General features: G+C 64.5%; 13 protein-coding genes. 11 read left to right on the plus strand and 2 right to left on the minus strand.

Annotated elements, in window-relative coordinates; all coding sequences use genetic code 11:
• Nucleotides 1-33: 33 nt before the first annotated feature.
• The 6 genes from AB4M76_RS07570 to rarD all read left to right on the plus strand — a co-directional run bounded on the left by AB4M76_RS07570 (nucleotide 34) and on the right by rarD (nucleotide 6,217).
• Entirely contained in the window at nucleotides 34-3,051 is a 3,018-nt protein-coding gene (locus AB4M76_RS07570) for a sarcosine oxidase subunit alpha family protein (protein ID WP_368441184.1), read from the plus strand.
• A complete protein-coding gene (locus tag AB4M76_RS07575; protein WP_368441185.1) occupies nucleotides 3,044-3,646 on the plus strand; it encodes a sarcosine oxidase subunit gamma in 603 nt (200 codons plus the stop codon). Before AB4M76_RS07570 ends, AB4M76_RS07575 begins: the two co-directional genes overlap by 8 nt.
• A 105-nt stretch (nucleotides 3,647-3,751) precedes the next feature.
• Nucleotides 3,752-4,351 carry a superoxide dismutase gene (locus tag AB4M76_RS07580; protein WP_368441186.1) on the plus strand — a complete coding sequence of 200 codons (600 nt, stop codon included), beginning with the start codon at nucleotides 3,752-3,754 and terminating at the stop codon, nucleotides 4,349-4,351.
• Nucleotides 4,352-4,567: 216 nt separating this feature from the next.
• Complete coding sequence (locus AB4M76_RS07585; protein WP_368441187.1) at nucleotides 4,568-4,777, plus strand: hypothetical protein; 210 nt, start codon at nucleotides 4,568-4,570, stop codon at nucleotides 4,775-4,777.
• On the plus strand, nucleotides 4,774-5,229 hold the full coding sequence (locus tag AB4M76_RS07590; RefSeq protein ID WP_368441188.1) for a host attachment family protein: 456 nt from the start codon (nucleotides 4,774-4,776) through the stop codon (nucleotides 5,227-5,229). Before AB4M76_RS07585 ends, AB4M76_RS07590 begins: the two co-directional genes overlap by 4 nt.
• A 67-nt stretch (nucleotides 5,230-5,296) precedes the next feature.
• Complete coding sequence (gene rarD / locus AB4M76_RS07595; protein ID WP_368441190.1) at nucleotides 5,297-6,217, plus strand: EamA family transporter RarD; 921 nt, start codon at nucleotides 5,297-5,299, stop codon at nucleotides 6,215-6,217.
• On the opposite strand, the gene AB4M76_RS07600 is transcribed toward rarD, so the two are convergent.
• Nucleotides 6,154-6,705 carry a TIGR00730 family Rossman fold protein gene (locus tag AB4M76_RS07600; protein ID WP_368441191.1) on the minus strand — a complete coding sequence of 184 codons (552 nt, stop codon included), beginning with the start codon at nucleotides 6,703-6,705 and terminating at the stop codon, nucleotides 6,154-6,156. The two genes, rarD and AB4M76_RS07600, sit on opposite strands and share 64 nt — an antisense overlap.
• A 104-nt stretch (nucleotides 6,706-6,809) precedes the next feature.
• On the opposite strand from AB4M76_RS07600, the gene AB4M76_RS07605 reads away from it, so the two are divergent.
• From AB4M76_RS07605 to AB4M76_RS07615, 3 genes are all read left to right on the plus strand, one after another.
• Entirely contained in the window at nucleotides 6,810-8,777 is a 1,968-nt protein-coding gene (locus AB4M76_RS07605) for a LysM peptidoglycan-binding domain-containing protein (RefSeq protein ID WP_368441193.1), read from the plus strand.
• 191 nt (nucleotides 8,778-8,968) lie between these two features.
• On the plus strand, nucleotides 8,969-10,759 hold the full coding sequence (locus tag AB4M76_RS07610) for an ABC transporter ATP-binding protein/permease (protein WP_368442399.1): 1,791 nt from the start codon (nucleotides 8,969-8,971) through the stop codon (nucleotides 10,757-10,759).
• 112 nt (nucleotides 10,760-10,871) lie between these two features.
• Complete coding sequence (locus tag AB4M76_RS07615) at nucleotides 10,872-11,687, plus strand: ion transporter (RefSeq protein ID WP_368441194.1); 816 nt, start codon at nucleotides 10,872-10,874, stop codon at nucleotides 11,685-11,687.
• Between the two features lie 21 nt (nucleotides 11,688-11,708).
• Here the strand turns inward: AB4M76_RS07615 and AB4M76_RS07620 are convergent, their stop codons facing one another.
• The gene (locus AB4M76_RS07620; protein WP_368441195.1) at nucleotides 11,709-12,161 is read right to left on the minus strand and encodes a DUF302 domain-containing protein; all 453 of its coding nucleotides are present in this window, start codon (nucleotides 12,159-12,161) and stop codon (nucleotides 11,709-11,711) included.
• Between the two features lie 215 nt (nucleotides 12,162-12,376).
• On the opposite strand from AB4M76_RS07620, the gene AB4M76_RS07625 reads away from it, so the two are divergent.
• On the plus strand, nucleotides 12,377-13,081 hold the full coding sequence (locus AB4M76_RS07625) for a hypothetical protein (protein ID WP_368441196.1): 705 nt from the start codon (nucleotides 12,377-12,379) through the stop codon (nucleotides 13,079-13,081).
• A 75-nt stretch (nucleotides 13,082-13,156) separates the two neighbouring features.
• Nucleotides 13,157-14,542: a PQQ-binding-like beta-propeller repeat protein gene (locus AB4M76_RS07630; RefSeq protein ID WP_368441197.1), complete on the plus strand. Its 1,386-nt coding sequence runs from the start codon at nucleotides 13,157-13,159 to the stop codon at nucleotides 14,540-14,542.
• Nucleotides 14,543-14,560 lie beyond the last annotated feature (18 nt).

The raw sequence follows: 14,560 nt of genomic DNA on the forward strand, positions 1-14,560 counted from the left end.
CATGACCTCCAATAGCCTGCAAGGTGTCCCAAGATGAGCACAAGACTGGCCACAGGCGGCCGCCTGCTGAACAAGACCGCGCCGCTAAGTTTTTCCTTTAACGGCAAACAATTGCGCGGCTATGAGGGCGACACGCTGGCCTCGGCGCTGCTGGCGAATGATCAGATGTTGGTGGGCCGCTCGTTCAAATACCACCGCCCGCGCGGCATCGTGACCTCGGGGCCGGAAGAGCCCAATGCGCTGATGAACCTCGGCCAGGAAGGCCGGTTCGAACCCAATGCGCGGGCCACCACCACCGAGCTTTTCGACGGGTTGGAGGCTGCAAGCCAGAACCACTGGCCGAGCCTTGAGTTTGATCTGGGCGCGATCAACAAACATCTCAGCCGCTTTCTGCCCGCCGGGTTCTATTACAAGATGTTCATGCATCCGCGCCCGCTGTGGAAACATGTCTATGAGCCGATCATCCGCCATTCCGCGGGCCTCGGCAAAGCGCCCAAGGCGGCGGATGTTGATACCTATGAACATTTCTACGCCTTTTGCGATGTGCTGATCATCGGCGGGGGCGTGGCCGGGTTGCAGGCGGCCTTGGACGCCGGGCAAAGCGGCGCGCGGGTGATTGTGCTGGAGCAGTCCCCCCATTGGGGCGGGCGGGCGCCGGTCGATGGCGGGCGCATCGACGGTGCTTCGGTCGACGCTTGGATCGCGCAGACCCTGAGCAGCCTGCGCGAGATGGAGAATGTCACCCTGCGCACACGCACGATGGGGGCGGGCGTCTATGACCATGGCTATGTTCTGGGCTATGAACGGCTGCGCGACCATACGCCAGACCTCCCCGGCCCGCGGCATCGCCTCTGGCGGATCAGGGCGGGCCATGTGATCACCGCCACCGGGGCGATCGAACGCCCGCTGAGCTTTGCCGGCAATGACCTGCCGGGGGTGATGCTGGCCTCGGCGGTGCGGGACTATGTGGTGAATTACGCGGTCTCGCCCGGCGACCGTACGGTGCTGGTGACCAATAACGACAACGCCTATCTTACGGCGATTGCGCTGAAACAGGCGGGGCTTGACGTGCCCGCGATCCTTGACGCCCGCGTGTTGCCGCAGGACCCACAACTGGTGGCGCAGGCCAAGGCGCTCGGCATTCGGGTGCTAATGGGGCAGGGCGTGTCGTCGGTGCTGGGCGGCAAACGGGTCACCGGGGTCGCCGTCTGTTCGCAGGCGGGTGAAGGTGCGGTGCTGGAAGAGATCGCCTGCGACGCGGTGGCGATGTCGGGCGGCTGGTCGCCGGTGGTGCATCTGTGGTCCCATTGCGGCGGCAAGCTGACATGGGACAAGGCCCGCGCTTGTTTCCGCCCCGATGAGGACCACCCGCCGACCGGGGCCGACGGGCTGGGCTTCGTCACCCCCGCCGGGGCCGCCGCCGGGGTCTTTGCGCTGGATGACGTTCTGCACGACGCCCATGCCGCCGCCGAGGGTGTGGCCCGAAGCCTTGGGTTCAAACTGCCGCGCGAAGCAAGCTCTCCGGTGGCCGAGCGCCGCGAAGAGGCGCCGATGGCGCCGGTCTGGCAGATGCCGCAGGGGGCCAGTGTCAAGCTGCGCGAAAAGACCTTTCTCGACTATCAGAACGATGTGAAGGTCTCGGACGTGCGGCTGGCCGCGCAGGAGGGCTTTGTCTCGGTCGAACATGCCAAACGCTACACCACGCTTGGGATGGCGACGGATCAGGGCAAGTTGAGCAATATCAACGGTCTGGCGACCCTCGCAGGCGCCTTGGATGCCGATATCCCGAGCGTCGGCACCACCACCTTCCGCCCGCCCTATCACCCGATCTCGATGGGGGCGATTGCGGGCGACGCCCGCGGCGATACCTTCCAGCCGATCCGCCGCACGCCGCTGCATGACTGGCACGAAGCCAATGGCGCGGTCTGGGAGCCGGTCGGCCAATGGCGGCGGCCCTATGCCTATGTGCAAAGCGGCGAAAGCACCCATGACGCGGTGATGCGCGAGGTGACGAACACGCGCCAGAACCTCGGGCTGCTGGATGCCTCGACCTTGGGCAAGCTGATCGTGCGCGGCCCGGACGCGGGGCGCTTCCTCGACATGATGTACACTAATATGATGTCGACGCTGAAGCCGGGCAAATGCCGCTATGGGCTGATGTGCAATGAAAACGGTTTCCTGATCGACGACGGCGTGGTGGCGCGGCTCGATGAACAGACCTTCCTCTGCCATACGACGACGGGCGGGGCCGAGAGCATCCATGCGCATATGGAGGAATGGCTCCAGACCGAGTGGTGGGACTGGAAAGTGCATGTGGTCAACGCCACCGAACATTACGCGCAGATCGCGGCGGTCGGGCCGAATGCGCGCAAATGTCTGGAGAAACTCGGCGGGATGGACCTCAGCCGCGAGGCGCTTGGCTTTATGGAGTGGACCGAGGGCGAGTTGGGCGGCTTCAAGGTCCGTGTCTTCCGTATCTCTTTCTCGGGCGAGCTGAGCTATGAGATTGCCGTGGAGGCGGGGCAGGGCCAAGCCTTCTGGGATGCGCTGCTGGTGGCGGGCCATGCCTTGGGGGCGATGCCTTACGGCACGGAATGTCTGCACATCCTGCGCGCCGAGAAAGGGTTCATCATGATCGGGGATGAGACCGACGGCACGGTGATCCCGCAAGACCTTGGGCTGAACTGGGCGATCTCGAAGAAAAAGGACGACTACCTTGGCAAACGCGCGCAGGCGCGCAGCCATATGCAAGACCCGGCCCGCTGGAAGCTGGTGGGGCTGGAGACCACCGACGGCAGCACCCTGCCGGATGGCGCCTATGCGCTTGGCCGGGGCGAGAATGAGAACGGCCAGAAGGTCGTGGAGGGGCGTGTCACCTCAACCTATCATTCGCCGACGCTCGATCGGGGCATCGCCATGGGGCTGGTGCTGAACGGGCCGGACCGGATGGGCGAGGTGCTGCGCTTTCCCGGCACCGATGGCAAGACCTATGAGGCGATGATCGTCGACCCGGTGTTTTACGATCCCAAAGGGGAGAAACAGAATGTCTGAGACTGTCACCGCCTTGAAGAACGCTCGCTATGATGCGGGAATCGCTGAGATTTCCGAAATCGGCCCCCTGGGCATGATCACCATTCGCGGCGATCTTGATGCGCCTTACCTGCGTAAGGTGGCCAAGAAAATCGCCGGGGTCGAACGGCCTGAGCGTGGCATGGGCAACAGCGACGGGGCGGCGGGCATCGCCTGGATGTCGCCCGATGAGCTGCTGCTGATCTGCCCCCATGCGCAGGTGAGCGCCGTGCTCGCCCGTCTGCATGCCGCCTTTGAGGATACCGACATCTTTGCTGTCAATGCCTCCGGCGCGCGGGCGGTGTTTCAGATCGCCGGCCCCCATGCCCGCGAGGTGCTGGCCAAGCTCGCCCCGGTCGATCTCTCGCCCGCGCATTTCACCCCCGGCATGTTCCGCCGCACCCGCGTCGGTCAAGTGCCTGCCGCGCTCTGGCTGCGGGGTGATGGCAGCTTTCATCTGTTCTGCTTCCGCTCGGTCGCGCAGTATATGTTCGACCTGCTGAAAGCCGCCGCCCAAGCCGGCAGCGCGGTCGGGTATTTCCAGCCAGTCCAAGGGGTAAACCGGGAGAAAGTCTGACTATTTTGCTCGGAACAGATGTGATTTGCAGACGTTGACCTTGACGTTGCCGCTTGATCCACATCAAGTGGCCACAGCGAAATTCCCAAATGAGGAGGCCCAGAAATGGCTTTTGAACTTCCCGATCTCCCCTATGCGCACGACGCGCTCGCACCCAAGGGCATGTCCAAGGAAACGCTGGAATACCACCACGACAAACACCACAACGCCTATGTCACCAACGGCAACAAGGCGATTGAAGGCACCGAGTGGGAGGGCAAGACCCTCGAAGAGATCATCAAAGGCACCTATGATCCGAATGCGGTTGCCCAGAATGGCATCTTCAACAACATCAGCCAGCTGTGGAACCACAACCAGTTCTGGGAAATGATGACCCCCAACGACAGCCAGATGCCCGGTGAGCTGGAAAAGGCCATCAATGAGAGCTTTGGCTCGGTCGATAAATTCAAGGATGAGTTCAAGACCGCCGGCGCGGGTCAGTTCGGCTCCGGCTGGGCGTGGCTTGTCAAGGACAAGGACGGCAGCCTCAAGGTCACCAAGACCGAGAACGGCGTGAACCCGCTCTGCTTTGGTCAGACCGCGCTGCTGGGATGTGATGTTTGGGAGCATTCCTATTACATCGACTACCGCAACGCGCGTCCCGACTATCTGTCGAACTTCCTCGACAACCTTGTGAACTGGGAAAACGTCGCCTCGCGCATGTGATCCGGCGAGGGGCGTTCCCAGTCGGCCCCGCCCCCGGCGGCGTCATAGACCGGGAGAAACAGGAAAATCTTGCGCCCCGCATATGACTTAGCCGCGTCCATGTGATGCGCTAGGATACCCCAGAACCCCGCGGCCCGGCTGCGGGGTTTTTCGTTGGAACTTAAAACCCATGGCAACTGTTTTTCCAGTGACACAACATGTCATAAGGAGAACCACATGGCCGAGCGGAAGAGATCAAACGACGGGTCGAAGGAGACCGAGAAATTCGTCTCTGACACCGAAACACCAGATCAAGGCGGCCGCGCCGGGGGTGACCTGCAAAAAGATGTCGGCACCCAGGACGCGATGCGCCGTGCGGAAAAGGGCGAAGACGGCGTGACCCGGGTGACCGGCGAAGACAAACGCAACCACGGAGAGCCTTCATGACAAAACTCAGCCAAGACACATGGGTCCTGATCGCAGATGGCGAGAAAGCCCTCTTCCTGCAGAACCATACCGACGGCGAAGATCCCTATCTTCAGGTCGTACGCAAGGAAGAGCAGGAAAACCCGCCCAGCGGCGAGCAGGCGGCGAACCGGCCCGGCCGGATGAGCGATGGCCCCAGCGGCCACCGGTCGGCCTTTGACGATACGGATTGGCATGAGTTGGGCAAGGAGCGCTTTGCCAAGGATCTGTCGGACATCCTGTATAAGCTGGCGCATAAGGGACGCTATGACCGTCTCGTGCTCGTCGCCCCGCCCTCGGTGCTCGGGGATCTGCGCAGCGATCTGCACAAAGAGGTGCAGGAGAAGGTCGTCGGGGAAATCCCCAAGACCCTGACCAACCACCCGATTGACGAGATCGAAAAGATCGTCGCAGGCGAACTCGCCGACGCCTGATTTTTCCCTTGGCGCGGGAATTGATTGCCTTCACAAGGAAAGCAACGAACCGCGCCAAGGATTTCCCATGACCGACACCACCAAAGGTTTCGCCGCGATGATTGCGGCCTGTTGCATTTGGGGGCTGTCGCCTATTTTCTACAAATTGCTGGCCCATGTGCCCCCCGCCGAGGTCTTGGCGCATCGAACGCTTTGGTCACTGGCGTTTTTCGCCTTGGTGCTGGGGGTGCAGGGGCGGCTGCGGCTGATCCTGAGCGCGATGGCCGGCCCGCGGGCCTTTGGGCTGCTTCTTTTGGCTGCGCTGGTGATCGCGACGAATTGGTATCTCTTCATCTGGGCGGTGCAATCGGGGCAGGCGACAGAGGCGGCTTTGGGCTATTACATCTTCCCCTTGGTCTCTGTCCTGCTGGGCCGTCTGGTCTATGGGGAACGGCTGAACCGGGTGCAGCTCTTCGCGGTTTTTCTGGTCACCGTGGCGGTCTCGCTTCTGACCTATGGGCTGGGCACCGCGCCCTGGCTCGCCCTCGCGCTGGCCGCCTCCTTCGGGCTTTACGGGCTTGCCAAGAAACGAATGGCGGTGGGGCCGGTGGTCTCGGTCACCGCCGAGGTCTTGCTGCTTTCGCCCGCGGCGCTGCTTGTCCTGTGGCAAACGAGCAACAGCGGGGCAGGCGCCTTTGGCGCGTCGCTGCAAGACAGTGCGCTGCTGATCCTCGCGGGGCCGATCACCGCGACACCGTTGATCCTGTTCAGCTACGCGGCCCGGCGCCTGTCAATGGCGACCGCAGGGCTGCTCAGCTATCTCAATCCGACCCTGCAATTCTTCTGCGCGGTGGTGCTGTTTCAAGAGCCCTTCACCGGCTGGCACGTGCAGGCTTTCGCGCTGATCTGGAGCGCCTTGGCCTTCTATTCCGTGACCACCTTTCGTCAGGACAAAGCCCGGCGCAAAGCGGTCAGGGCGGCCTCGGCATCGGCCACCACGGTCACATAGTCGAGCAGCGTTGCCTCGGCAAAGCCGCGGTCAACCACATGCTGCAGAAGCGACATGAAGGGTTCCCAGTAACCGTCTGTATTAACAAGCAAAACTGGCTTTTCATGCAGGCCGAGCTGGCGCCATGTCAGCACCTCGAAAAGCTCATCCAGCGACCCTGCGCCGCCCGGCAGCACGGCCACGGCATCGCAGTTCATGAACATCACCTTTTTGCGCTCATGCATCGTCTCGGTCACGATATAGCGGGTGAGGTCGGTCTTGCCGACCTCCCATGCCACAAGATGCGCCGGGATGACGCCAAAGGTCTCGCCGCCCGCCTCCTGTGCTGCGCGGGCCACGCTGCCCATCAGCCCCACATCGCCCGCGCCATAGACCAGGCGCATCCCGGCATCGGCTATTCCGCGCCCCAGGGCTTCGGCGTCTTTGGTAAAACGCGGGTCATCGCCCGGACGCGAGCCGCAGTAGACGCAGACGGAGTGTTGGACCATGGTAAGCTCCTGAGGGTTCTGGAATAAATCGACGCGGATCACTTTGCGCTTTTGACCCCTGTTAGCCTGCTTGCTAAAAAGGCTCAACCAGAGGGAATGATGCGATGTTCAAGGGAATGGGCCGGGCGGGCGGCAAGACGGCGATGGCGGCAGGGGCCGCCGCGGCGGGGCTGCTGGCGCTTGGACTCTGGCTTGGCGGCAAGCGCGACAGTTCCGACACGGTAAATCAGCAGGCGACGGTGCAGCCGCCGCGCGAAAACACTGGCTCGGAGATTGGTTCGGAGACTGCGACGCTGAGCCCGGATGCGGTGCAGGGGGCCTCCATCGGCCCCGAGGGCACCGCCGCGACAGAGCCGAAAGCGGTTGACCCCGAAACGGCGGAACCCCCAGCCGCGGAATCCCAAGTCGCTGAACCCCCAGCCACGGAAACCGAGCGCGCACCCGCCTTTGACGAGGTGCGGCGCGATCCGGACGGGATGACCGTCATCGCGGGCCGCGCCGCGCCCGGCAGTGTTGTCACGGTGTTGAAGGACGGCGAGGAACTGGTCCGCGCCACGGCGGATGGGGCAGGCAAATTCGCGACATTGGCGATGATCCCCCCCGATGGGGCGGGTCATGTGCTGACCTTGATGAGCGGGGACGGTGACAGGCAGATTGTCTCGGCTGAAGAAATCATCCTTGCCCCGATTGCAGCACCTGTCGCCTTGGCAGAGGCGGAGGGTGTCGCGGAGGCGGATGCTAGGCCGGAAGCGCGCGAGACGGATGCCCCAGAGGAGGGGCAGGACGCCGCTGCGCTGAGCGATGCGAGGGCGGCGGCGGATGCCGCAGCTGACGCGGCGACCCCGGCGGAAGAAGCGCAGGAGCCTGTCGAGAATGCCCTGATCGCGCAGAGGGAGGCCGCAGAAGAGGCAGCGCCCGATCAGCGGGAGGCAACGGCAGAGGTGGAGGAACTCCCGGCAGAAACGCCAGCAGACCCTGCCGCGCCGGGGTTGGATGAGGCCACAGCTTTGGCGCAGGCGGACAGCGCAGAGGTGGCGTCCGCAGCGCCCCCCGTCTTGGAAGAAGACGCGCCGTCGATAGGCGCAGCTGCGCCAGCCGGCGACCCCGACGCGGTTGCCGAAGACGCAGCCACCGAGAGCACCGTGCGCGACGCTACGCCGCTGGCAGGAACGGGACTGGCGGAGGGGGACCAAAGGGCTGAGGCAGAGTCTGTCGCCGATGCCCCGCAGGAGGCTCCCGCAGATAGCACTGGTGTCGCCGACACCATGGCAACCCCCGCGCCCCGACCCCCCGCATCCCGGCCCCCGGCGGATGACGCCTTGGCCGCCGCTCCCGAAAACACCCTCGAGAGCCCTGCGCCGCAGGGCAGCGAAGCCACAACCGCCCCGGCCCCGGACATCGCCAGCGATATCCCAAGCGCCCCGGCGGCCCCGGCGCCGACCGCCGCTGAAACGACCACCGCAGAAGCCAGCCCCGACGCGGCGGCCACGACCGCGCCGCGCAAACCGCCAGCGCCGGCAACCGCCCCTGTCGCGGTGCTGAAATCCACCGCCGAGGGGGTCGAGCGGCTCGACACCGCACCGCCGCAGGTGATGACCAATGTGGCGCTCGATACCATCGGCTATTCCGATCAGGGGGACGTGCAACTGGCGGGCCGGGCGCAGCCTGACACCCGCGAGGTGCGGGTCTACCTCAATAATGACGCGATCATCAGCCTGCCGGTCGACCAGCAGGGCCGCTGGCGCGGTGATCTGCCCGATGTGGACGAAGGCATCTACACCCTGCGCGTCGATGAGCTTTCGCAGGCCGGAGAGGTGACAAGCCGGGTCGAGACCCCCTTCAAGCGCGAATCCCCTCAGACATTGGCCGAAGCCTCGGCGGGGCTGACCGGGCCTTTGGGTGTGGTCACGGTGCAAAAGGGCGACACGCTCTGGGCCATCTCCCGCGCGCGCTACGGTGATCCGTTTCTCTATGTGAAGGTCTTTGAGGCCAATAGCGACAATATCCGCGACCCCGATCTGATCTACCCGGGACAGGTGTTCGACCTGCCGGAAACCACCCCGGCAGAGTGACCCACGCGCCCGGCGCAGAGCGGCTGCGCAGGGCCGCCCACTGGCCACAGGCGGGCAGCTGGCCTATGTAGCCGGGAACCACATTAGGAAGTCACATGCCAGCCGATACAGACCACCCCGCCGTTCCCGAGGGCCGCAACCGGCGCGCCGCGAAGACGCCCAAGCCCGACCGCATCCCGACCGAGGCCGAGATGATCGACGCCGCCGAGCGGCAGTCGGGTTTTCTGGTGCTGCGCAAGGTCGCGCCCTATCTCTGGCCCAAGGACATGCCCTGGGTCAAACGCCGGGTGATCTGGGCCTTGCTGGCGCTCTTGCTGTCGAAACTGGTGATCGTGGCGACGCCGTTCTTTTACCGTGACGCGGTGGATGCGCTGGCGGGCGAGGGCACGCCGATGCTCGCACTTGGCGCGGTGGGGCTGACGGTGGCCTACGGCATGGCGCGGCTGATGGGTGTGGGCTTTCAACAGCTGCGCGATGCGGTCTTTGCCCGGGTCGGCCAGCGCGCGCTGCGGATGCTGGCGCTGGAGACCTTTCAGCACATCCACAAACTGTCGATGCGCTATCACATCACGCGCAAAACCGGCGGGCTGAGCCGGATCATCGAACGCGGGGTCAAAGGTGTCGACTTCCTGCTGCGCTTCTTGCTGTTCTCCATCGGCCCGCTGATTCTTGAGCTGATCCTGGTCGGCATCATCCTCGCCGTGCTGTTCGACATCTGGTATCTGGCCGTGGTGGCGGTGACCATCGCGATCTACGTCTGGTTCACCTTTGCCGTGACCGAATGGCGTGTGCGCCTGCGCCGCAAGATGAATGACAGCGACACCGACGCCAACCAAAAGGCGATCGACAGTCTGCTGAACTATGAGACCGTGAAATATTTCGGCGCCGAGGGCCGCGAGGCGGCGCGCTATGACGCGGCGATGGCCGATTACGAGGATGCGGCGATCAAGACCAACCAATCGCTGGCGATGCTTAACTTCGGTCAGGCACTGATCATCACCGCCGGGCTGGTGGGGGTCATGGTCATGGCCGCGATCGGCGTGCAGAACGGCGAGTTGAGTGTCGGCGATTTCGTCATGGTGAACTCTTACATGATCCAGCTGACCGTCCCGCTGAACTTTCTGGGCACCGTCTACCGCGAGATTCGGCAGGCGCTGGTCGATATGGGGCAGATGTTCGGCCTGCTCGAACAACCGGCCGAGATTGACGACAAGCCCAACGCCCCCGACCTCAAGGTCACCGGCGGCCATGTCGCGCTGGAGAATGTGCGCTTTGCCTATGACACCGACCGCGAGATCCTCAAGGGCATCTCGCTGGAGGCGCGACCGGGGGAGACGGTGGCCATTGTCGGCTCCACTGGCTCGGGCAAATCGACCATCGGGCGGTTGCTCTTCCGCTTCTATGATGTGGCGGGCGGCGCGCTCAAGATCGACGGGCAGGACGTGCGCGATGTGACCCAGCATTCGCTGCATCTGGCCATAGGTGTGGTGCCGCAGGACACGGTGCTGTTCAATGACACCATCGGCTATAACATCGCCTATGGCCGCGATGGCGCCACGCAGGAAGAGATCGAAAACGCGGCCCGTTCCGCGCAGATTCACGATTTCATCATGGCGCTGCCGCAGGGCTATGACACCACCGTGGGCGAACGCGGGTTGAAACTGTCGGGCGGCGAGAAACAGCGCGTCGGCATCGCCCGCACCCTGCTGAAAGACCCGCCGATCCTGCTGCTGGACGAGGCGACCAGCGCGCTGGACAGTGAAACCGAATATGAAATCCAGGACGCGCTGCGCCGCGCGGGGCAGGGACGGACCGTGATCACTATCGCGCACCGGCTCTCGACCATCGCCGAGGCGGATCGCATCGTGGTGCTTGAAAAAGGCGAGATCATCGAACAGGGCAGCCATGAGGTGCTGCTGGCGCAGGGGGGGCGCTATGCGCAGCTCTGGCAGCGCCAGCAGGCTGAGGAAGAGGATAGCTAAAGCCCTCCGCCGCTGCCGCCCGCTTTGGCGCGGCGGCGGGCAATGCCGCCGATGCAGAAAGCGCGTCGTTCTGCTCTTGCGCGGCGGCCCTTGGCACATGATATCTACGCCCATGACCGATCTTAGCCCCACCGCCCAAACCTCCGCCCGCCGCCGCGTCGCGCGTATCGTCGAAAGCACGGCCGTGCAGAATTTCATCCTCGCCGTGATCCTGTTCAACGCGGTGATCCTGGGACTGGAAACCTCGGACGCGGTGATGGCGCAGGCCGGGCCGCTGATCCTTGTGCTTGACCGGATCTGTCTGGCCATTTTCGTGGTGGAGATCGCGCTGAAACTCTATGGCCGGGGCGTGCAATTTTTCCGCAGCGGCTGGAATCTCTTCGACTTCGTGATCGTCGGCATCTCCCTCATTCCGGCCACCCAAAGCCTTAGCGTGCTGCGCGCCCTGCGCATCCTTCGGCTCTTGCGGGTGGTCTCGGTCGCCCCCTCCCTGCGCCGGGTGGTCGAGGGGCTGGTCAACGCGCTGCCCGGCATGGGCTCGGTGTTTTTGCTGATGGGGGTGATTTTCTATATCGGCTCGGTCATGGCGACCAAGCTTTTCGGCGGCGTCTTTCCCGAGTGGTTCGGCACCCTGGGCCGGTCCGGCTATTCGCTGTTCCAGATCATGACATTGGAATCCTGGTCCATGGGCATCGTGCGCCCGGTGATGGAGGTCTACCCCTATGCCTGGATGTTCTTTGTGCCCTTCATCGTGGTCACCACATTCGCGGTGGTGAACCTGCTTGTGGGCCTGATCGTGAACTCGATGCAGGACGCGCATCATGAGGAAAGCAACGAAAAGACCGACAATTACCGCGATGAGGTGCTGGCGCGGCTGAATGATCTGGAAACCTTGATCAAGGCGCAGAACACCCCGCCCAAACCCTGAGGGCCGGGCGGGGGCGCAGGATCACTCTTCGCCGATCGCCTTGGCGGTCAGATTGTCCAGCGCTTCGGTCATCTTTTCGATATACCCGGCGTCTTCGGGCAGACCATGGGCGGTGACCAGTTTTTCGGGCGCCTCATAGGTCAGATGCACGGCACCCTGGTCATCGGCATAGACCAAGACCCGCATCGGCAGGTCCAGCCCCACGGTCTGGGCGTCCTGCATCGCGGGGGTGCCGAGCTTGGGGTTGCCAAAGATCAGCAGCTGCGTCGGGCGCAATTCCATCTCGGCTTGCTCGGCCCCGGCGGCGTGATCGACGCGGGCAAAGACCTCGGCCCCCGCCGCTTCGACAGCGTTTTCCAGCCGGTCCATCGTGGTGGCCACGTCATGCGGGGACATTTTGGCGACCAGTTCCTGCGCCCAGACGGGGGCGGCGGCCAGCGTGACACCAGCGGCGACGATCATTGCTTTCATCATGGCGGATTTCCTCTTTCAAAACCTCTGCCAGAGCTAGGGCGAAACCCCGCCGCGCCAAGCCGCGCGGCGACTTCTGCCTTGGCGCGGCATCTCTCCCGACGGGCTCGCGCTGAAAGCCCTTGCCCTTTCGGTTCCCGGCGCCGCCGTTCGCAGGGTCTTGGCTTGGCAGCCCACGCGCGATAAGAGGGGCAAAACCAAGCCGGGGGCAGGGCGCGATGAGCGATACCGACAGTTTTATTGACGAAGTGAACGAAGAGGTCCGCCGCGACCGGCTTTATGGCTATCTGCGCCGCTATGGCTGGATCGCGATATTGGCCGTGGTGCTCATTGTCGGGGCCGCCGCCTGGAACGAATACGCCAAATCCAAAGAACGTGCCGAGGCCGAAGCCCTGGGCGACGCCATGTTGGCGGCGCTTGAATCAGACGCCAGCAAGGACCGCGCCGAAGCCCTGAGCACGGTCCCCGCCGAAGCGCCCGGCGCGCAGGCGGTGCTGAACTTCATGCGCGCCGATGCGCTGGCCGAGGCCGGAGAGATCGACGCGGCGGTGGAGCAATTGGACGCGGTGGCGCTCGACGGGGATGTGGCCCCGATCTACCGCCAGATGGCGCAGTTCAAGGCCGTGACCCTTCAGGGCAAGAGCACCCCCGTGACAGAGCGGCGGCAGGCGCTTGAGGCGCTGGCCCAGCCCGGCGCCCCGCTGCGGCTCCTGGCCGAAGAGCAACTGGCCCTGATCGACATCAGCGAAGGCGCTCCTGAAAAGGCCATCGCGCGCTATCAATCCATTCTTTCTGATGCAGAAACCAGCCCGGCCTTGCAACAACGCGCCCTTCAGGTGATTGTGGCCCTGGGTGAGGAACCGGCCCTTGACGCCGCGGGGGCGGAGGCCACTTTTGAAGCCTCTGCGCCACTGGGCGAGTGATAGGGCGCCCGGCGGGCGACGGCTCAGCCGCGGGGCAGGCGTGAAGGGTTAGGAAGACAGAAAGTGAGCAGGTCCATGACGAAGCATCGCAAAACCGATTCCGGCAGGCCGGGTCTGCGGGGGTTGAGCGTCGCGGGGGCCATCGGCGCCGCGCTGTTGCTGGGCGCCTGCGCCGAAGAACAGGTCTATCTGCCCGGCAAACGTGAAGACATCCGCTCTGTCTTGCAAAACCCCGGCCCTGCGGAGGCGACCTTGGGCGACACGGTCAGCGGCCCGGTGCCGCCGAACAGCAGCCGTGCGATTGCCCTGGGCGGCACCGTCAACAACGCCAGCTGGACCCATAGCATCGGCACCGCCGCCACCCGCGTCGGCCACCCCGCGCTGCGCACCGCACTGCAACCTGTCTGGAGCGCCGAGATCGGGGCGGGCGACAGCCGCAAATTGCGGATCACGGCAGACCCCGTTGTCGCAGGCGGGCGGGTCTTTACGCTCGATGCCGGCGCGCAGGTCACCGCCACATCGACTTCGGGCCAAACGCTTTGGACCCGCGACCTCACCCCCGCCTCTGACCATCCGGGGCAGGCCACGGGCGGCGGCTTGGCCGTGGCGGGCGACACGCTTTATGTCTCCGTGGGCTTTGGTGTGCTGGCCGCGCTGGACGTGACCACCGGCGGCCTCCGCTGGACCCAAGACCTCAATGCCACCGGCTCCGGCACGCCGACCGTGGCGGGCGATCTGGTCTATCTGACCGCCGGGGACGACACCGGCTGGGCACTGCGCAAATCCGACGGGCGCATCCAGTGGCAGACCCAAGGCACCCCCAACATCAGCAATGTTCTGGGCGCACCCGCGCCTGCCGTGACCGATGACCTCGCAATCTTTGCCTTCGGCTCGGGCGAGGTCCAGGCGACCTTCCGCAAGGGTGGCTTGGCGCGCTGGTCGAGCTCGGTTCTGGGCCGTCGTCCGGGCCGGGCGATGAGCTTTGTGGCCGATGTCACCAGCGGGCCGGTGGTCTCGGGCGATACGGTGTATGTGGGCAATTTCTCGGGCCGTCTGGCGGCGCTCGACGTCAACAGCGGGGACCGCAAATGGGTCGCGCGGGATGGCGCGATTGGCCCGGTCTGGCCGGCGGGCGATTCTGTCTTTGCGGTGACTGACCTGAATGAACTCGTGCGGCTCGACGCTAGCACGGGGCGGCGCATCTGGGGCACGCCGCTGCCGAATTTCGTCAAGGACAAGCCGAAAAAACAGTCCGAAGTGGTGGCGCATTACGGCCCGATCATCGCCGGGGGGCGCGTCATCGTGGCCTCCAACGACGGTGTCTTGCGCAGCTTTGACCCCACCAATGGCGGGCTGACGGGCACCACTGAAATCCCCGGCGGGGCGACCACCGCCCCCGTCGTGGCGGGCGGCACGCTCTACGTCGTCTCCACCAAGGGGCAATTGCACGCTTTCCGTTAGGCCGCAAATAGGCTAAGG

Origin of the sequence: Sulfitobacter sp. PS-8MA, from assembly GCF_040933935.1 — a bacterium.
Classification (GTDB): Bacteria; Pseudomonadota; Alphaproteobacteria; order Rhodobacterales; family Rhodobacteraceae; genus Sulfitobacter.